The sequence below is a fragment of the Companilactobacillus huachuanensis genome, from assembly GCF_005404815.1.
In the GTDB taxonomy this organism is placed as follows: domain Bacteria; phylum Bacillota; class Bacilli; order Lactobacillales; family Lactobacillaceae; genus Companilactobacillus; species Companilactobacillus huachuanensis.
Genome location: NZ_BJDF01000003.1, coordinates 89,493 through 111,038, shown reverse-complemented (window position 1 = coordinate 111,038; position 21,546 = coordinate 89,493). Strand labels below are relative to the sequence as shown.

Here is a 21,546-nt window from a genome sequence, read left to right as displayed (position 1 = left end):
GGTCTCAAACCTCGGTTGAAGCCTCGCAAAAACCGCGAGTCTTCAACACGTCCGGTGGTGTAATTGCTGAAGCAATAACGCCACTTTCGCTGCATATGAATACGCTCAGCTCTTCCAACTAATTTTTTGGAAAGAATTGATTTCTGATTATTTTAAACAAAATCAACTAATAAAATAATAAAATCCAGATAACCTTAGAAGTTTTAACAACTCCTTTGATTATCTGGATTTTTATTTATATTTTTGGACAAAATAACACGAACAAAAAATCAATAATCGTAAGGGCTGAGAAATATTTGTAGGCAGTGAAAATATCGTTAATAATTTACTGTTAAGAGATAGATTCGCACAGCTCGTGAATATTTTTCAGCTCTGTAGACGGCATATTTAACTAACACTACATGTTACTTAGCTAATGATAGAACATGTGTTGCACCATTATGTCCGTTGGTTAAAAGACTAACGTTCCAATATCCATCAACTAACTCAACTTGCAAATTCTTATCGCTACTTAGTAACCTATATCCATCATCTTTAATTTTGAAGGTAGTTTCCGCTCCGATATTTTGACTGGGATCAGAAATTCCGAATAATTTTTGATTACCATTATCAATCTTTGTAACTGAAATTGGATTAGTGAATTCCATACCATCAACTTTTTCATCACTGGCATTGAAAATATTAATACCAGTGGTTGCACCATTCTTAACAATTTGGGCATCATTAGTATTCTTAATGATCCTAGGAGTTGTGATGTTGTTAAATTCATTCAAATCTACATTAGGATAGATTACGTAATTATAAGTATCATCCTTTTGAACATGGTCCTTATAAATTTCTAAGTAGGTTCTGATATATTCAGTTCTACTTTCAGCGGTATTAATTTCTGACCAAGCGCCTTGACGTTCTACTAATCCTAAATTGAGATTTTGAGGAGTAATAAACTTATAACCAATTGATTCGTCTGGCTTATCAGATTGTAAGTATATAGAAGAAACTTTTTCTAATTGCTGAGGATCATTCAATTTTGGTTCATAAATTTTGCCATCAACATAGATTGTATAATTTGAATTATCTTCCAACTTACGATTATCAATCACTGTCAAAGCCTTATTCTTCGAAGTATTGTTAATTGCACTTCCTAAGGCCACTACGCCATCATTCATCAAGAACCATGATTTATGAGCTGTTAAATCACCATCATTATTTATGAAATCCATTGCAATAGATCCAACGTTTCCGATTGAACCAATATTCCCAAATGCCGAACCGCCGACAAAACTCTTCGTTGATGCCTTAGCGCCAGCAGCATTCTTTTGAACAGCATCAGTTTCTGTAGTACCAGGAAGTTTATACGGATCAACTGTCGCCCAATAATTATCGTTATATTGATTCAAGTCATTATTATAAACGAACAACATCCCGTCACCTGTATACCAACCATGCAAATTCTCGTTGTTCAATGATTCATAACGTTTGATTCGACTAGATGACATATTGATACCAATTGCAAAATTTTTAGCACCATTCTTCAACAAAACTTTATCCATTGTCGCAAAATTATAAAGATTAGTATTTTGAAAATCAGTAGCTTCAATCTTATCATCTTGCATAATCTTAGAAATCAAATCAACATCTCGATAACTCGTTAATTGTTGAATATAATTGTCGTAGTTATTTCCATAGCTCAACCAATACTTGATCAAACTCTGAAATTTGGCTTGCTCAGCTGTTGGATAAGTGCTGATAACTCGCGTAATTGATCTGATTAAATCTGCTCCGGAATCATTCGATTGAAAATAAGGACGTGATATTGCTCGACCACGGACCATATCCATGGAATTACCTTTATAAACAAATGGTGCGAATCCCTTTTCGACCCAAAACTTGATTGAGTCCATCGAATCATCGCTCAAAGCATATGGTGTTCCTTGAATTACTGGTAATAACTGTGAAACACCATCAATCAAAACATTTCCATATGAAGCATTATACCCAACATTTTCATGTTGAATAAATGATCCATCACGATAAAATCCTTCACCATCGTCAACAAGTGGAAAGACCTTTTCCAATGCCTTGACCGCCTTTTTTAAACCAGGTTCATCTTTTTCAATCAACGCTTGAATAATCTTAACTTTGGCAATATCAACTTGGTTAGCCCCTGTTGCTTCGGCTTTAGATTGTGGATAGACACTACCACGGAAATAATCTGGATCTGGAACAAAGAAAGTAATTGCATCCATCGAATTTTGAATCTGTTCTTTAGTCAAATGTGGTTGCATAATTGTGGCAATATTATTAACAAAAAGTGGCGTTCCAATTTCCCAGTCCCACCAGTTACCATAAGCTTTGATATTTTGATTATATTTATTAACATTTAACCAATTGAAGCCGTCTACAACATCTTTCGTCATTAGAGGATCATTGTAATATTTTGAACCCGGATTAGCCGTGGCAATTGCTAATGATTCCAAATTACGATAATCAGTTGTGATATGTGCCGATGTCGTTAATTCTTTAATTCCATTCCAAAGATTTTTACGTTCGTCACTCTTGTCCATAGAATCCCAGAGTTGAGCAACATTCTTATCTTGTTGTGAACCCATTTGGTTCATCTCTTGATTGGAGTTGTCATAATAGCTGTCCCCAACGACAACATCTTTCCAAGACTGTAACATTTGATCATAGTTATCTGGGCTTGTTACATCTGATTTGGGAGAAGCCACTTTAGCAGCCGTCACCGCCGTATCTTTTTTTACTTGAGTCGCTGTGGTGGTTGTTGCATTGGTAGCGATATTTTCTTTTTGAGGAACCGATTTAGTCTGAACTAATGCATTATAAGTGGTAATTGGTTGATTATTTTGAAGTGCATTATTAACACCTGATGTTGAAATCTTTTCGGTGGTAGTTGACTGACTTTCAGATACTTTATCTGTAACAGATTCGTTTTGAATATTTTCTATCTTATTGTTATCCCCATTATCAGTTGTTGCGGCATCCACATTATTAGCTTGTAAAGCCAACACGGACAACGTAGCACTAATAAAAATCATATATCTAGTCTTCATAAATAGAATTCTCCTTCATATTCTAACGTGCAGACCAACTATGCTATCCTCAGAACTGAGAAATATTCACTTAAACAACACTAATTTATATTTTTATTATTATGCTTCGAAAGCTATTGAATAAATAAATTTCTAACTAGTACTGCACGTTATTCTACTAAAACTGTCGATTGATTTTTAAACCTGCTGAATCCTCAAAACACAATTATTTATCCCCTCTATAAATCACCATCCCTATTAATTTTGGAAGATTGCTGGACGAATAAAATCAATTGTTTTATAATTTTTGGTTCAATTATCATAATTAATTAATTTAAACGATACTAATATTTTGATAAATTATTTATTCAAAAATGCCCACAATCCCCAATTACTTTTATAATATATCTCAATGAAAGCGTTCTTACAATCAATAAGAAAACGTTCATTAACCAAAAAAATAAGAGTCATGATTTTAATTAATCATGACTCTTATTGCATTATTTATTAATATTAAATGATTTTAAATATAATAAAATTTGTTAATCAATTCTAGTATTTTTGTCAAAATTATTATCGACAAAGACGCAATATTACTAAAATTTCAATTTCAATACCAACTTCAAAACGTTAATGGCCGACTTCTGTAAATCTCCAAGATACATATCGTTGTTGTCATTCCACTTACCAGTCAACAAAATGTGGTTGTCATCAACAATCTGGGCCTCGCCACTATAAATCCAATTTTTGACACGATCATTCAATCTTGAATCACTATCGACTCTAACTTTAACAATCACGGCACCATCGGCATCAATGATAAAATCATTCCACATTTCAGTTTCAACGAATTGCTTCTTCAATAAATCATAATCCGTTCTGATTTTAACTTTACCGTTTGAATCAAATTCCGGTCCAAAATCACTGACTGCACTCATCAACTCTGACTTCGAATTTCCGGGCATAATCAAATCATTTCCCGCGTGCATGCTCTTCTTAGGGTCGGCAGCACTGAACCAATCAGTCATAACCGTTCCTTGATAATTCCATTCATCACGCAAAACGTTCGTCAACAGGTTAAAATTAGCTCCTGAGAACACACCATTAACACGATTATATGATGACATAATTGCCACTGGGTGACCAAATTTGACAGCAATTTCAAAATTACGTAAATAAATCTCACGCAATGCTTGTTCACCAATTACACTGTTACCGAAATTACGAAAACTCTCTTGATTATTTCCCAAGAAATGTTTGAGTGTCACACCAAGTTTGTCATGTGCTTGTACACCTTTAGTTTCAAAAGCCGCCATCGTTCCTGAAAGATATGGATCTTCAGCGAAGTATTCAAAGTTACGACCACCGAGTGGATCACGATGAATGTTCATCCCGGGAGCTAACCATAGATCAACCCCAAACTCTTTCATTTCAGTTCCGACTGCAAAACCAACTTTTTCTAACAAATCTTTGTTCCACGTTTGAGCCAAAGCCGTTCCAACTGGCCAAGCCGTAGCATAGTGAGTAATTGTCTGTTGATTTCTTTCAAATACAGGGTCAACTCGAATACCGGCGGGACCATCAGCCATGACTACTGACGGAATCTTCTTATTAGTGTTAGTCCCAGTCTGTCCAGCTGCACCCGGCACAATATCAGAAGAAATTCCGACCATGTTATTTTTACCACTCGACATCTGGCCTTCAACCAAATCAACTAATTCTTGCTCCGTCAAACTGGCTATAAACTCTGCCAATTCAACATCACCGTCAGCGACATCTTGTAATGACTTTCCCTCAGCATTACGAACGTGTTCAATTACTTGATCCAATCCCTTTCCAGGTAAATTTTCACGTTCAGCTACAAAGGTTGTCACATCCGAACTTTCTTGATATTGAATAAATTCTGGTTCCTTAAAATTTATGGCTTTCAAAATAAAGAATGGCACACCACTCGCTTTTTTCGAGACTACCTTAGGCTTTAATAAAGTTGTCGGATCAATTCTTGGTTTAAGAACATTCTCAACTTTCTTTAAAACTACTTTTTCATCTAATTTAAAACTAGCAACCACTTCTGTCTGTCTAGAGCTGCTACCAACACGAACTAAATAGGTTCCTGGCACCAAGACGTAGGCACCCAATTCAACATCGAAAACACTCAAATCAGTAATTGGAACTTCAAATTCCAAGGTTTGTTGCGCATGAGGACGTAGATTAGATGTCTTACTGTATTCAACTAAATCCTGATATGGAACGGGAATTTCTGTTTGTGGTTTAGACACATATACTTGGACCGTCTCCTGACCAGAAAAACTTTCAGTCATATTCTCGACATTTACTTGTAAACGAATCCTTTTTTCATTGACGTTAACCTTTTGGGTCTTGATGAAAAAATCTGCATAACTTTTACCATAACCAAACTCAAATCTAGGCTTAATATCAAAACTATCGAAATAACGATAACCTACAAAAATTCCTTCGATATATTCAGGATTGGACATTCCAAAATTTTCTGAAGTTGGATAGTCGTGATAAGAATTGGCCCATGTATCTGTCAACTTACCAGAGGGACTTCTCGTACCATCCAAAATATCAGCAACAGCCTTCCCTGTCACCATGCCAAGTTGTGAAACTAAGACAACACTGTCAAGCATTGAACATTGATCGATAAAGCTCGTATCCATCACGCCACCAACGTTTAACAAGACAATACTGTGATTGTAATACTCACTCATCCGCTTAATATTGGCCAATTCGTTGTCAGTCAGTCGAAAGTCGCCCTTATAATCACGGCGGTCATAATTTTCACCAGAGCTACGAGAAATTACGTAAATACCAGTAGTTGCATCGTCAAATTCAGCAATTTCTGGATCCTTAAAATTAAAAGCTGGCGCCAACAACGACATTGGATCATCTTTCAACTTATCTTCATAAATACTACGTTCTTTTTGATAATACCGTTGTAAACGAATCAACCAAGACTTCGAAACAATGGTAAAACCATCGTCTTCTAATCCTTGCATAATGTTGATAACATTACGTTGATTTACATCGCCTGAACCAGTACCGCCCTTAACAGTAGCAAAGGCCCCATGTCCATAAAGCGCAACAGTCTTATTTCTCAAAGGTAAGGTTTTATTCTTATTTTGCAGTAAAACGATAGCTTCCTCAGCTGCTGTTTTAGCTAATTCTTGATTTTCAAATTCACGTTGTGAAATATCGCTTTCCATCTGATCTCTCCTTTGGTGGAAATATAATTACCTTAATTTTACACTTTTACAGCCCAAGGGAGAACTTCACCGAATCAGAAAAGCAATTAATTTATTTTCAAATTTAAATATTCTGCTACCTTTTGATAATATTTGATATATAACATCTCACTGAATTTCCACCATGTTCCGGCCAACAACATACTTCCAAAAATATCACTGGCAAAATGTCCTCGTAAATAGACTCTGGCAAAGGAAATTATTAATAGCCAAATTACACATAGAACGCCTAAAGCAAAACGTGCCTCTTGATTTTTAACATATGGTAAGACTAAATAAATTACGATCAAAATCAACATTGTCATTCCAAAAATGTGACCGCTGGGAAAACTATAACCAGAATCTGGAACAATTTTATCGGTTGGACGTGCTCGGCGAACCAATTCTTTGACGATAAAAGCTAATGCATCCCCACCGAGAAAAGTTAATGCGGCCCAAATTCCATCAACTTTACGTCTTTTGGAATAAAACAGAACAGCAATAAAAATTGCTAGCAATAGTGAAACTATCGGACTACCAAGAAATGAAATAACCACGAAGATCGATGTTCTCATTGAGTTAACCATTGGCGTCATAATATTTTGAATTTGACTGTCAAAATTCATTAACAATGAATTCTTGGATGTGACTAAAACCTCTAAGATTAAAAAAACTGCTAAATAGAAAGTTGCGAGGACGGAACGACTTTTATTTTCTTTAAACATCATGATAAAAACTTCTTTCTTTCGATTATTCCCAAGTAAATAACAACTGCTAAGAAACTGACAATTGCTCCAATTTTCAATCCTGGGACTTGATACTGTAATTCAATTTGATGGAATCCCTTTGACAGCTTCAAATAACTGAGATTACCCACAGCACGTTGCAATGGAACCTTTTTGCCGTCAACATGAACTTGCCAACCTTTATCAAATGGAATACTCAAAAATACTCCTTGATTGGACTTTGAAATATCAACTGTGCCTAAAATATGACTAGCGGAGATTTTGTATAGGTTCATCTTATGTTGCTGTAATTTAGTGACTGACTTGTCAAAGGTATTTTCATCTAAAGTTGCTAATTTCTTGATTGGAATCTGCTTTGAACTGTTGATCGTCAACGTTTGATTCTGCTGAAACTTGCCTAAATTAATGACATCTCCGGTGCCAACAGAACTCGAATCAATCTTCTTATTATTAACACTCAGAGATTTCAAACCTTTAGGTTTTAATAAATACAGTTGACCGGTCTTTTGAGGCTTGATTGTTAAACTTTTTGTAGTCTTACTTTGAACTGCTGGCGTGACAAAATAACCTTGTACTTTATCTGTCAACGATTGCCAAATTCGTTCTTGATTTTGCAGAGCATTATTACCTAACGTAACCTTAAGTAATGACTGATCTGCGACTATTCCAAGTGAGAGTGCTTTATGTTCAAACAAATCATAATCATGTTTTGACATATGGAGTCGATATTTAACTGATAACAAGGCATCGGTCAATTTGGTCTCCCCAAGCGCACTGATACGGCGACTATTCAAACTGTAATAGCCTAACTTACTTAACATTTGGCGTGTTTGATCATTTAATGTTGAACTGTATAAACTGACACCGCGACTATTAAACAAAAGCGCATCATTGTAATTATTGTATTTAATATCAAAAGCACCATTAATCAATGATTTTTCATTATCAATTCGATAGAAACTACTATCAGATTTTTGAATCTTTTGGAACCATTTCTTCTCAATCCGATAATTTTTTTGATAAGAAAGCTGATCACCAAATTTTGCTCCGGTTAATCCAAAATTAAAGTTAACCAATAGCTCTAAGCAAACCATTATTACTAATGCAGCCTTGATAAAATTTGACCGCTGATAAAAGGCTAGTAATAAACCACTTACAGCAATAAATCCCAAACTTATCGGCAAAAATTTCACGCTCACATACTGTCCATCTCTGATAGCAAAGAAATATCCAATCGTTACCATTGCTAAAACTAAAATGGTTGCCAGAAAAATCTGACTGTAAAAATTCTTCTGTTGAAAAGCCTCATATGCCGCAATAATTGCTATAAAAGCGAAGAAATAAACATTACGGAATGGAAAACCTGCTGGCTGCTGAAACATATGCCATATTGTGTTGAAGGTTCTCACAAATAAACTTAAGAATAATACTAATAGTAATAGTCCTGTACTTTTCTTCTGCTGACGTGAAATATTTCGATTAAAGAAGAAAAGCAAAACTAAAATTGCTACTAAACCTGTTGCATAAAAACTAGGATTGTGAGAAATTCTCTGCGTATAGTCACTTCCTGCCACGCCCAACTGATTGAATACTGATATCCCAAAAGTTGGTGTAGGTAAAAAGCTCGCTAGTTTCAACTGTTGCTTACTTGTCTGCATCATTCCCAATAACGTTGGAATCAAAATCACAGCACTCATCAGGCCACTTAATACAGACGACAAGAGATATTTCCCAATCTTTCGACCTTGAAATTTTTTCTCTAGTAAACAGAGATATAAAAAGTAACAGACTGAAAATAAACAAGTCATGTATCCCAAGTAATAATTTGTCACAATCGTTATCAATAGACTGAAAACATATAATTTACTACGACCTTCATAAAAGAGCCTGCGGATACCCAAAGTAACTAATGGCAACATAATCAAAGCATCCAACCACATCAGATCGTAGAAATATAATGCAACGAATCCTGACATCGCAAACGCAGTTGAAAAAATCAAATTACTTAATTTTGGCTGATAAACCTTTTTCAAAAAATAACTCATGGTCAAACCAATCGTTGAAATCTTTAGCAAGATGATGACATCAATCGCTGTTGTGATTTGATTGGCTGAGAAAAAGACGAGCAACAAATTAAATGGACTTAACAAGTAATAGGCCATCAGAGGAAAAATATTATCACCCAATGACAAGCTGAATGAATAAAATGAAAAATGACCACTGACTAATTCATTGCGTAAATACGTTAAAAAGGATAAATATTGTGTTCCGGTATCACTTATCAAAAGGTTCTGATTACCAAATGGTGTCAGATGCAAATTAACAAAAACAAGCGTCACAATTATAAATGGAATCAAAAAGGCTATGGGATAATATGAAATTTTTTTTATTTTATTTAGATTCATCCCTAATTTAGCCCTCTTTTGCTGTTCAAATAATTTTTAAAACTAATAATCATGATTGGTACAAGTGAAATTACTACGATCATCAACATGATCAATGAGAAATGATTTTTAACTATTGCAATATTTCCGAAGAAGAATCCGGCGCCTATGCACAATAGCACCCATGAGAATCCTCCGATAATGTTATAAGTAAGAAAGTTCTTGTATTTCATCTTGCTACCACCGGCAGTGAATGGCACAAGTGTACGAATGATCGGCATGAATCGACCTAAGAAGATAGCAGAATTTCCATGGCGGGCAAAGAAATCTTGAGCTTGTTGAAGATGCTTAGGCTTCACAACCTTTTGCCAACGTGGGCTTTGACTAATATGTGCCCCAAAACGTTTACCAATTTCAAAATTCAAACTATCACCCATTGAAGCGGCTAGGCCTAACAAAACTATTAGCAAGACTGGATTTAACGAACTGTTAGAAATTGCCGCTAATGAACCGCAGAGAAATAACAATGAATCTCCTGGTAAAAATGGTAGAACGACAATGCCAGTTTCTATGAAAATCATTAAAAATATCAAGGCATAAACCATTAAGCCTGATTGGTTCATTAATTGAGGTAAAACGGTATCTAAGTGAAAAATAAATGTTATAAGTGTCGTTATCATAAAAAAAACCTCCACGATTAATTGATTATGGATAGTTTAATCAATTAACCATGGAGGTTAAACGTATATTAAATTAAATAATTCTGAGAAATTTTCAGAAAAGGTTTTAAGAAGGGGCCGCCTCCGGTTGTCAGAAAAAATAGTCTGCTGTGCGACCGGTGCGAGCCAAGGTCTCGCGCCTCGATTTTGAGCTTCGCACGGACCGCGAATCTCAAAATACGTCGGTGGTGTAAGAGCTGAAGCTCTAACGCCACTTGCACTGCTGACTATTTCTTTCTGACAACCTCCGACTAATGTGTTTTTTTATACATTAACGTATTTAAAACAAGACATCCAAAGGTTGAAATGTGAAAAAATGATAAAGCCATGATTGTTACATACCTAGAACTAATTTATTTAAGTAATCAGAAATCTTCATTTATTATTCCTGCTATTAAAAAAATAAACTAGTTGGAAGAGCTGAGAGTATTCATTTGCAGCGAAAGTGGCGTTATTGCTTTAGCAATTACACCACCGGGCGTGTTGAAGACTCGCGGTTTTTGCGAGGTTTCAACCGAGGTCCGAGACCGCTCTTTGGCTCGGGCCGTTCCGCGCAGCAATTGAATACTCTCAGCTCTGGAAACGACATACTATACTTAACCTTTAGACAAGACATTTAAAATCTATTTGAAAATCAAAATAAATTTAGTGCCTCGTGGTTTATTGTCTTCTACTTTAATCTTAATTTGGTTAAGGTCAGCTAGCTTTTTTACAATTGCTAGTCCTAGCCCAGTCCCTGGTATCTTCTGTGTTCTGGCCTTATCCACTCGATAAAATCTTTCAAAAATCTCGGATTTATCAGCATCTGGTATGCCCATTCCCTCGTCAATTACTTCAATTGTATGTTCCGTCAAATTGAAAGTGATTGTTGACGATTTGTCTGAATACTTGCTGGCATTATTTAACAGAGCTATTAACATTTGTTCAAGGTTATCTTGGTTTACTAAAACTGATAGTTCTGACACTCCGGTCAATATTAACTTTTGAGAAATACTCTCTTGATAAGTTTCTATAATTGCTGACATTACCGTTTTTACATCAACTTTTTCTCGTTTAACTTTAGCATTATCCATTCGCGACAATCTTAACAAACTTTCAATTAACTTCTGCATTCTTTTGGACTCGCTATCAATGAACCCAACTGATTTATCAATGATTTCGGGATGTTCCTTACCATGACGCTGAATAAATTGTACGTGTCCACGAATTGCTGTAATTGGTGTGCGCAACTCATGTGAGGCATCAGAAACAAATTGCCGATCACGAATCGCTTGATGATTTAATTGACTTAACAGTTGATTAAATTCATTGGTCAAATCCTTAACTTCCTGAGGCTTCTCAGGTATTGGCAACTGTGTATCATAAGAAATCTGTCCAGCTTGATTTATCTGATGTGTTGAGGCTGTCAGATTTTCCAACGGTTGATTGAGTTTCTTGGCTAAAATAATAATAAGCCAAATACCAATTAGAAAACTGACCAACGTTACAATCAGCAAAATATCAAAAATTAAATGAAAAATATGTGTCACACTGTGAAAACTGACCCAAATTTCATAATGAATCCCTTTTGTAATTTTTTGAACATGGTAATATGGACGCCAAAAATTTCTAATTTCAATGCTTTGATTAAATGGCAAATAATTAGTTTTTTCGCTTAAAAATTTTGTCGTGCCTGGTGAATAATAAACATGCTGCTTACTTTTTTTTGTAAAAGAAACTCGAACATGCGTATCTCGCGTATCAATATTGCTATTGCTACGCCACTGTTCCCAGTCAGGCCGATCATCAATAAATGACCGCTGTAAGCTGTCCATTAATCCATTTGCATCATCAATTTTGGATGCCGCTAAGGAGTAACCAACCCCAATTGCGAGAGATAATCCCATAATAACGGTGATAAATCCCAATATAAGAATATAGGTACGAGTTATTTGAGATGCACTTGAATTACTTTTCGCCAGTTTCATAATTATCATCCCTTAACGTATAGCCAATGCCGCGAACAGCTTTGATAATAGAAACATTATCATCTGTATCAATTTTATGGCGTAAATAACGCACATAAACATCAACAATATTCGGTTGACCGTCAAAATCAACACCCCAAACAGCATTCAATAGCTCGTCTCGGCTTAAGGTTTCATTAATATTCTTTAATAGAAATAATAATAATTCATATTCACGTTGAGTTAATTGCACTACTTTATTATTACGTTTAACTTGACGTGATTTCGTATCAAGTATCAAATCTTTAACCTGATAAACTGTAGCTGTCGACTCTTTTTCATGACGTAAAATCACTCGAATTCGCGCCAATAATTCCTCAATTTCAAATGGTTTAGTAATATAATCATCGGCTCCACTATCCAAACCAGCTACTTTATCACCAACATAATCCCTTGCTGTTAACATAATGACTGGTTTATCGGATTGTTTACGAATTCTCCGTAGAACTTCAAGACCATCCAATTTAGCAATCATCCAATCCAAGATTACTAGATCAATTTGATTCTCTTGTTTCTGATATAACTTCCAGCCCATTTCACCATCGGTCGCTGTCAAAACTTGATAATCTTCAAACTCCAACTCTGGTTGTAAATAGGCAATCAGACTCTCTTCATCTTCTACTAATAGAATTGTTTTTTTCATAATATCTCCATTATTTTTTCCAAATACGACGGAAACCAAATTTATGAATCAAAATAGTAATAAAAAGTAAAATTATTCCGATAAGAATTTCACTAAATATAAAGTTCAATCCGAATGCCTGGAAAATATTTAGTAAAGGATTATTCAATATTGAAATCAATAATATGTATAAAATTATATCTGCTGTATAAATATTCATGGATTTCCTCCTAATACTGATAAATGAATAGTATCATATAATTATGGCTGTCGCTGACGGTTTTCAGCAATGGAGTTCTGCTATGGGGACCGGTTCGAGCCTAAGAAACAGTCTCGAGCCTCGATTTTGAACTTCGCAAAGTACGCGAATCTCAAAACTCGCCCCGTGGTGTAATGGATAAAGCAATAACGCCAACTTTATTGCAGACTACGTTGCTGAAACCCGTCAGCTAGTGTATTTTTCAACTTTTTGTGTGATTATTCAGTAACTAGAATTTATTAATTAATTAGATTTAAAAGATAATAATGTCATAATAATAATATTAAAAATAATGTATTAAGAACCACTTATATAAAGACAGTAAAAAAAGATACTGCCACCACAGAATACATTAGCCAACACAAATAAAAAACTTTTGAGGTGAAAAAATGCTTAAGGATAAACACATTGCTTTATATGTTACTGGTGGAATTGCCGCCTACAAATCTTTAAATATCGTACGTAGTTTGATCAAACAAGATGCACAGGTACAAGTTATCATGACGGATGCTGCTCAAAAATTCGTTACGCCGTTAACTTTTGCTACACTCAGTCAACGACCTGTTATTACCGATAATTTTACACCACAAACTAGTCCTGATGACTTCATTCCACATATTCAACTGGCTCTATGGACTGATTTAGCAGTCGTCGTTCCCGCTACAGCCAACATTATTGGGAAAATGGCTAATGGTTTATCTGATGACATTGTCTCAACTAGTTTATTGGCAACCACTGCTCCAAAACTCGTCTTTCCTGCCATGAATACTGACATGTATAACAATCCTGCCGTTAAAAATAATTTGCAAACATTGAGAAAAATGAATGTCCAAATTGTTGAGCCTGCTGTTGGATTCCTGGCTGAAGGCATGACTGGCAAGGGTCGTTTGCCTGAATTACCAGCTATTATGGAGGCCATTGAGAAAAATTTTCAACCTCGCCCACTACTTGGTAAAAAAGTCATTGTCACGGCTGGTGGCACTAAAGAAGCTATTGATCCAGTCAGATTCATTGGAAATCGTTCATCTGGAAAAATGGGATTGGCCATGGCTAAAGTTGCTCGAGATCTTGGAGCTGACGTAACTTTAATCACGACTGTTGACACTGACCTTGGCGGTCTCAATGTTGTCAAAGTTCAAACGGCCACCGAATTGATGGCTCAAATCCAAAGTGCTTTTCCTAAGAGCGACGTCTTGGTTATGGCTGCTGCTGTAGCCGATTTCAAACCAATCAATGTTGCTGATCAAAAAATCAAAAAAAATGACGATGAAGATATCTTCACCATCAAATTAACCAAAAATCCCGATATTCTTAAAACCGTTGCCTCAACTAAAACTAATCAATTTGTCGTTGGTTTTGCTGCCGAAACTCAACACCTTTTAGAAAATGCTGAGAAAAAATTAGCCAACAAAAATGCTGACGTAATTCTCGCTAACAATGTCGCACAAAATGGTGCTGGCTTTAACGTCGACACCAATCGTATCACCCTTTTACAGAAGAATCAGCAACCGGAAACTTGGCCCTTAATGTCTAAAGTTGATGTTGCTAGAAAATTCTGGGACTTCTATTTGCATAGATAATGTAAAAAAAGCATCCCTTTAAATTTGATTATAAAAATCAACAAAATAGAGTTGTATCACACCTAATTATCAGTTTTAAGTGTGATACAACTCATTTTTTATCGTCAAAATCAAAAATTTAAATTCAGCTGAAATTGTTCTGACTAATTAAAAAAACTAGTTAGAAAAGCTGAGATTCCGGCCCAATTCTAAATCTTAAAATTATAAACTGAAGTCTGAAAAGCTGAAGGTTGAAAGGTGAAAAAGTGATATAAACGTTGTAGTTACAGACCTAGATCTAATTTATTTAAAGCTCGATTTAAATAGTCAAAAATCTTAATTTATTGTTCTTGCCATTAAAAGAATAAATTAGTTGGAAGAGCTGAGAGTATTCATTTGCTGCGAAAGTGGCGTTATTGCTTCAGCAATTACACCACCGGACGCGTTGAAGACTCGCGGGTTTTGCGAGGCTTCAACCGAGGTTCGAGACCGCTTTCTGGCTCGGGCCGTTCCGCGCAGCAATTGAATACTTTCAGCTCTGGAAGCGGCATAATGCATCAACCTTTAGATTAAAAGTGCTTTTCCTATTGAGGATTTTCACTATCACTATAATAAACCGGCTCGGGGCTATTAAAATTTTTCTGCTCCAACCAAGCCTTTATTTGTTCACCTAAATTTTTTGACATCATTGCCGAAAACATAATCTGTTTCTTAGAAATGTGATTGACGTGAACACCGGCAGTTATCGTACAACTACCTGGCAAATCAGTTTGAATAATTTTACCAATTCTAATTGCTAAAACATCATCTTTATGCAACCGGCCGTCATGACTAGGATACCTAATGGTTTCTAAATCTGTTGTTCTAGTTAAAGTTGTCACCGTTCCAATATGTGGTGTATCGCCGCCAGTAATTCTGATCAACAAATCCTTACCGATAGTTTCTACATCCGCTATCATCGTATAATTTTCTTGTGTGATTGAAAATTTCATTAAATTCCCTCCCAACGACCACTAATATCGTTTTCGATACCAAGAGCATCGAGTTCTTTCATCGTTTGGTGATCTACTAAGTCTTGAATCGTTTTGGGCTGATTGTAAAATGCTGGAATTGGTGGAATCATCTGGACACCCATTTTCGATAACTTGGTCATATTTTCCAAATGAATCGTATTTAACGGTGTTTCACGAGGGACCATAATTAGTTTGCGTTGTTCTTTTAGAGTTACATCAGCGGAACGAGAAATTAGATTATCGCCGATTCCAACAGCAATGCTGGCAACTGTTTTCATACTAGCTGGTACAATAATCATCCCATCGGTCAAAAATGAACCACTGGCAATTGTTGCACCTAAATCACTGTCACTATAAAAGTAATCAGCGAGAGCCTTAACTTCTGACAAAGACATATCAGTCTCTAATTGTAAGTTTTTTTTAGCCCAAGCGCTGAGAACGACATGTGTTTCAACATTTTTAATTGGTTGTAATTTTTTCATCAAATCGAGTGCATAAATCGTACCTGAGGCGCCGGTAACACCGATAACAATTTTTCTCATCCGCGACATATTAATACTTCCTTACTCTAAATATTTTTGCCAATCTTTCACTTCTTTAAATTTAGCTCGTTCGAACTGGTCTTTCATATCAAATGGAACCGTGCCATCAAGAATCGTCTTGGAACTCATCCCACGAACACGAATAGACTTAGGATCATATTCGGGACGCTCTGACGGATCAAGTGGATGATTACGCATTCCCGGCAGCACCATGATATCTTTGTCACCTTGGAATCGTGTATTCAAAGTCCACATCACGTCATTCATATCAAAAATATCCACATCATCATCAACTAGAATAACAGTCTTTAGCTCCTTAAAAGCTGACAATGCAAGGATAGCTGACTGTCTTTGCAAGCCTTCATCCGCTTCATCATCCTTGTGAATCTGCATGATAGTCATCAATTTACCACCACCAGCAGGAGGATTATAAACATTGGTTACTTTTCCCGGAATTGCTTTGTCAACTAATTCCAAAATTGATGCTTCAGTAGGAATTCCAGCCATTGAAACGTGTTCCTCACTAGGTCCAATCATCGTTTGAAAAATCGGATCTTTTCGATGAGTAATTGCCTTAACTTTAACAACGTTAACTGCTGGATTAGCATCTCCATCATAACCAGGAAATTCTGGCATCGCTTTACCAGTATTGGTATTGATATCCTCTTGCATCGTCTGATTTGGCATAATCTCAGCCTCAATCACATATTCAGCACGAGCAATCGCTCTTTCATCAACTGTTTTGGCGGCGACTAATTGAACTGCTTGTTGACGTAAAGCTCCGGCAATATTCAATTCATCATAACCAAGTGGCGTTGTAGGTGGTTCAAACGTTGCTCCAATCGTAATTGCCGGATCAAGTCCAATATTAATCGTGATTGGCATAGGCTTGTTGAGTTTTTCAAATTCCTTTTGGAAATGGCCAATGTGACGACCGCCAGGCATAATATACATTCCTAAAGTATTCTTATCTTCCAAAACCATACGATGAATCGTCACATCACTCATTGTTTTATCCGGATTTGAACCGAGAACTAAACCAACAGTAATATATGGGCCAGCATCATATTCAGTATTTGTAGCAGCTGGTAAAATCTTTCTAATATCGAAATCTTTATCAGTGACTTTATGCACAATTTCTTGCACAGGAGCTTGATCAGAGTCAACTATGATTGGAGCAACAGGATTTTCAACAGAGTCCTTCAAAAAGCGACCCAAAGTTTTGTAATCGTGATGCAAAATCATTCCAACACGCTGACGGCTGGCCATCGAGCCAATATAAATTCGATTATCAGGGAAACCTTTAATATTATTAAACATCATTGAGGGACCAGACTGGGTAGGACGTTGAACTGTACCACCAGCACCAATGTAACGATAAACACCGGATAATTCCGCATTAGGATCAACCTCAATATTAGTTTCGTGATATTGACCGGGTTGTTCTTTTAATTCATCGATAACTTTTCGTAAATCATATAGTTGTTCTGACATACAATTGCCTCTCTTTCTTAACAAGGTTAATTATAGAGCTCAGGCAGACATCAGAACAATTCAATATAAAACAAAAAGCATTCCATTTTGGAATGCTTTTTAAATTCTTATTTCCAGATTCGTACCGATTCTCACGGTAAGCAAAAATCTCGGTCAATTGGAAACGACATTACATAGAAAACATTGCAGCAATCAAGGAGATAATCCAGACGGTAATCATGTAACCATAAAATAATTTATTTTGTTTCTTATATTTAAGATTTCGTGATGAATTTACCATTGCTTCAATAAATGATATTACTGGAATATAAAAACTCAACCCGGTAATACTGATTACAAAAGCTGTATTCCAAGCTCCACCACTCATTCTTAATGACAAACTGTAAAAATAAATTGCTATCAGAACAAAAGTCGGGATTATTTCAATAATACGACGAATTTTCATTACTTTCCCCCATCTTTGGTATATAACTATCATACTACGCACGATGCCAGTTAATAGTTGGTTTTATCATTTAGTATCTAAAGGTTGAAAATTTAGTTAAGTAAATCATTCAATTAGTATTTGATTTATTGACTTGATTTTTTCTTTGGCAATTTCAATTCAAACAAAAGTGGATTGGAATCTGGAGCAATCCTCAAAGACAATTCCTGCTGTGCTCTTGTAACGCCAACATATAGTAAACGACGCTCTTCCTCAATAAAAGCCGAGTAATTTTCCACCTCTTTATAGAACGTATGAAACATAGCATATTCTTTAGACTTAGCTAAAGTTTTGTCCATGTTGACTGGATTAAATGCATTATTATTCGTAATTTCTTTATAGTTGTCAATATGGGCAGCCTGCAACGCGTGTTCCAAAAACTCGAAACTCTTGTTGTAAATCAGCTTCCACTGTTTGACAAACTGAGCAATCGTCATTTCTGGCGGGAACCATTCATTCAAGATTACTCCAGCACGCTCGACCTCTTTGTCAGTTAATCCATAAAGATAAACATACTTAAATTCCAACCCCTTGGCCTGATGCAGTGACAAAAATTGAACTCGATGCTCCTGCTTATCCTGTTCCATTCGACTGGAGAGAATATCCTTTTTATGTTCCTCATCAAAAAAGAAATCGTCAATACTATTATATCCCTCTAATTCATCTTCTAAATATTTCTTAATATCGTTAACTTCAACCTTAGACATAAAATTCTTTTCTTCCATAAAGCTGAAATACTTATCAGTCAACTTGGTTGAAGCTGTGTACAAATCCTTGATCAAACTCTTAGATAACTTTTGACGAGTTTCCTCATTCTCAGCATCATCCATTCTTGTCCTAAAACGTTTAATACTGTTGAAATAAACTTGAATACGTTCGTCTGTCCTTTTATAAGGAGTATTTAGTTCGGCGTTATAAGCCTCAGCAGCCAATAAATATTCGCTTAATTTATGAAGTTCATCATCTGAACGGGATTCCACTTTAGCTGTATGATCCTTATAAGCTCGAAAACCAATTCGATTAGCCTGATTACTGAAATATTGATACTCATCTTGCCAGAAAGCCTTCATTAACTCAATTATGATCCGATAAATCAAATTATTTTGCAAAATAGCACCGGAATTATTGATATTTGCGTATATTTTTTGATTGGCTAACCAGTCCGCCAGCAACATTCTTGAGGCGTTATAACGCACTAAAATAGCAATATCATTATTGTTTATTTCTGGATCATTGACCTGCTTAACTAATCGTCGCAACATCTTTGATCCACCACTGAATCCGGATTTTTTACTGCTGTAAAGCACAAATTTTCCGACATCAGGGCGACCTGATAATAATTCTTTATCCAAACGAACATGATTTTGTTTAATCAAAGGAATAACACGCTGTAAGATTTTTTCACCCGTTCGATAATTCGTCGACAAATTAAGTTTCTGGGCATCAGGTAACAACTGTTTATAATTCAGAATATATTGTGGATTACTTCCTCTAAAGGAATAAATGCTCTGATCATCATCACCAATTACAATCAAATGTTTCATTGTTTCAGGGCTTAACAATTTAGAAATAATCTCCCACTGTAAGTTGTCAATATCCTGAAACTCATCGATAACCGCAATCTTATAGCGAGACATAATACGTTGATAGTACTGTAAATATTGAGGCTGATTCATACTTTCCAATAACAATAACTTCATATCGTTAAAATCAATGTAACCATCACGACGCTTAAGTTCTTGGTATTTATTTATTACATCTAAATAATCGGCATAAAACTCTTCATCATGATTTTGTCTTGAATATTCAGACATAACTTTAATCGACTCACGCAAAGGCTTTCCTTCCGTCACAGTCGGTAAAACGCCATTACTCGTCAACCCTTGATTAATCATATAATCGTTGAGGTCAAACATTTCTGCCAACATCTCTGCCTTCGTTATAACGTTACTAGGATGTTTAATTTGATCAGATAAGTCACGCATAAATAAACGATAACTAGTTAAAACCTGAGACCGTTGATACTCAGGGTTCTGTCTTAACAATTGATAAAATAAAGCATGAAAGGTTGTGAAATTTGGTCTTCCGATTGGTAAGTCTAAACCTGATTCAGACAGTGCTTTTACGAATTTATCAAAGCGCTCACCCATATCTACTCGTGATTTGTGTGAAAAAGTAATTCCCAGTATTTCATCTGGACTAGCGTTACCTCTTGCTACAGCAATCAATGACATCAAGATAAAGATGGTCGTCTTACCGGAACCCGCACAGGCATTAACAAGTAACGGTTTAGTAAAATCATTATTTAAAATTTTAATCTGTTCAGCGGAGAACTTCATATCTAGACCTGACTCCATCAGATCAATTATTTCTTTAATTGATAATTCTTGAATTAGCTTGTCCTCCATCATTTCCAACCTGTTCTTGAATATATTTCCAAAAGAGATTGTTTGCTTTCGAATGTTGACCTTTAACCCTAATAAAACATAATTTATTCAAAATATTGGCGGTCAAAGGTATGATTGATACCGCCTGATTTTCAAATTGTTTAGCAGTTTTAGCGGCCATCACCGATACACCCATATTATTTTGAACCATTTTCATGATCAAGTCCACACGTGTTCCCTCGTAAAAAACATCAGGATTGAATCCTGCACGCTGACAAAGTTCTAAGACTGGTAAATAGAGGTTAGTTGAATTGCCTAATATCAAAAATTTTTCGTCTTTTAAATCTGCCAGATCTAATTTATTTTGTGTCGCTAAAGCATGATTATTCGGCACCATCGCAACAAATTTATCATCCTCCATAACTATGCGTTCTAGTTTAGGTTCATCGAATTCAAATGTTCTCGCAAAAATCACTTCACATTTGCCTGATTTCAAGGAGGTTATCAGATGATAACTCTCCTCTTCCTTGAGTTGCATTTGTACTGCTGGGTAATCATGCAAAAATTGACTGACAATGCCAAAACTCTGATAGTTCGGCATTGTTGGAATAGTATGCATATTAATCGTCATGTTATGAACCTGTTGATAATTCCCCAAGGCATCGGTTAATTCAGTATAATCATTTACAATTTTCTGGGCATATGGGAGAATCAGCTTCCCCTGCTCAGTCAGTTCTATCTTCCGATGTGCCCGTTTGAATAAAGAGACATCAAAATCTTTTTCTAGAGATAAGATTTGTTTGGAAATATTTCCTTGAGTTGTGAAAAGACTCTCAGCTGTTTCAGTATAATTGAGCGTTTTTGACAAATTGACAAAGGCCTTAAGCTTATTTAAATCCACAGTGATCTTCCTTTCATCTTGAAATTCAAGTGAACTCATTCTTACAGAAATTAATTGTAGCATGAATCTCACAACATTCTGTTGAAAAATACGTTTTAGAAACGTAAGGTTAAGTTACGTTATTAAAATTTCTAT

The 21,546-nt window shown here is 35.7% G+C and carries 14 protein-coding genes; 1 reads left to right on the top strand and 13 read right to left on the bottom strand.

Going from position 1 to position 21,546, the window contains the following annotated elements; translation table 11 throughout:
- Positions 1–404: 404 nt before the first annotated feature.
- From FFM71_RS02890 to FFM71_RS02860, 7 genes are all read right to left on the bottom strand, one after another.
- The gene (locus FFM71_RS02890; protein WP_137610691.1) at positions 405–3,071 is read right to left on the bottom strand and encodes a polysaccharide lyase 8 family protein; all 2,667 of its coding nucleotides are present in this window, start codon (positions 3,069–3,071) and stop codon (positions 405–407) included.
- Between the two features lie 575 nt (positions 3,072–3,646).
- Positions 3,647–6,277, bottom strand: coding sequence for a glycoside hydrolase family 3 protein (locus FFM71_RS02885; protein WP_137610690.1), 2,631 nt, complete (start codon positions 6,275–6,277; stop codon positions 3,647–3,649).
- 86 nt (positions 6,278–6,363) lie between these two features.
- Positions 6,364–7,023: a phosphatase PAP2 family protein gene (locus FFM71_RS02880; protein WP_137610689.1), complete on the bottom strand. Its 660-nt coding sequence runs from the start codon at positions 7,021–7,023 to the stop codon at positions 6,364–6,366.
- Positions 7,020–9,446, bottom strand: a complete 2,427-nt coding sequence (locus FFM71_RS02875; protein WP_137610688.1) for a YfhO family protein — start codon at positions 9,444–9,446, stop codon at positions 7,020–7,022. Before FFM71_RS02875 ends, FFM71_RS02880 begins: the two co-directional genes overlap by 4 nt.
- Before the next feature lie 2 nt (positions 9,447–9,448).
- A complete protein-coding gene (locus FFM71_RS02870) occupies positions 9,449–10,105 on the bottom strand; it encodes a VTT domain-containing protein (RefSeq protein ID WP_137610687.1) in 657 nt (218 codons plus the stop codon).
- Positions 10,106–10,767: 662 nt separating this feature from the next.
- Positions 10,768–12,111: a sensor histidine kinase gene (locus FFM71_RS02865; protein ID WP_171000452.1), complete on the bottom strand. Its 1,344-nt coding sequence runs from the start codon at positions 12,109–12,111 to the stop codon at positions 10,768–10,770.
- Positions 12,092–12,793, bottom strand: coding sequence for a response regulator transcription factor (locus FFM71_RS02860; protein ID WP_137610685.1), 702 nt, complete (start codon positions 12,791–12,793; stop codon positions 12,092–12,094). The genes FFM71_RS02865 and FFM71_RS02860 overlap by 20 nt, the downstream gene beginning before the upstream one ends.
- A 627-nt stretch (positions 12,794–13,420) precedes the next feature.
- Here FFM71_RS02860 and coaBC point away from each other — a divergent pair.
- Positions 13,421–14,611 carry a bifunctional phosphopantothenoylcysteine decarboxylase/phosphopantothenate--cysteine ligase CoaBC gene (gene coaBC / locus FFM71_RS02855; RefSeq protein WP_137610684.1) on the top strand — a complete coding sequence of 397 codons (1,191 nt, stop codon included), beginning with the start codon at positions 13,421–13,423 and terminating at the stop codon, positions 14,609–14,611.
- A 563-nt stretch (positions 14,612–15,174) separates the two neighbouring features.
- Here the strand turns inward: coaBC and lpdD are convergent.
- The 6 genes from lpdD to FFM71_RS02825 all read right to left on the bottom strand — a co-directional run bounded on the left by lpdD (position 15,175) and on the right by FFM71_RS02825 (position 21,411).
- Positions 15,175–15,582 carry a prenylated flavin chaperone LpdD gene (lpdD, locus tag FFM71_RS02850; RefSeq protein WP_137610683.1) on the bottom strand — a complete coding sequence of 136 codons (408 nt, stop codon included), beginning with the start codon at positions 15,580–15,582 and terminating at the stop codon, positions 15,175–15,177.
- Positions 15,582–16,154, bottom strand: coding sequence for a UbiX family flavin prenyltransferase (locus tag FFM71_RS02845; RefSeq protein ID WP_223876461.1), 573 nt, complete (start codon positions 16,152–16,154; stop codon positions 15,582–15,584). Before FFM71_RS02845 ends, lpdD begins: the two co-directional genes overlap by 1 nt.
- 12 nt (positions 16,155–16,166) lie before the next feature.
- A complete protein-coding gene (locus FFM71_RS02840; RefSeq protein ID WP_137610682.1) occupies positions 16,167–17,639 on the bottom strand; it encodes a UbiD family decarboxylase in 1,473 nt (490 codons plus the stop codon).
- A gap of 169 nt (positions 17,640–17,808) precedes the next feature.
- Complete coding sequence (locus FFM71_RS02835) at positions 17,809–18,084, bottom strand: LasU family protein (RefSeq protein WP_137610681.1); 276 nt, start codon at positions 18,082–18,084, stop codon at positions 17,809–17,811.
- Positions 18,085–18,209: 125 nt separating this feature from the next.
- Positions 18,210–20,534: a UvrD-helicase domain-containing protein gene (locus FFM71_RS02830; RefSeq protein WP_137610680.1), complete on the bottom strand. Its 2,325-nt coding sequence runs from the start codon at positions 20,532–20,534 to the stop codon at positions 18,210–18,212.
- A complete protein-coding gene (locus FFM71_RS02825) occupies positions 20,497–21,411 on the bottom strand; it encodes a LysR family transcriptional regulator (protein WP_137610679.1) in 915 nt (304 codons plus the stop codon). The genes FFM71_RS02830 and FFM71_RS02825 overlap by 38 nt, the downstream gene beginning before the upstream one ends.
- Between the last annotated feature and the right edge of the window lie 135 nt (positions 21,412–21,546).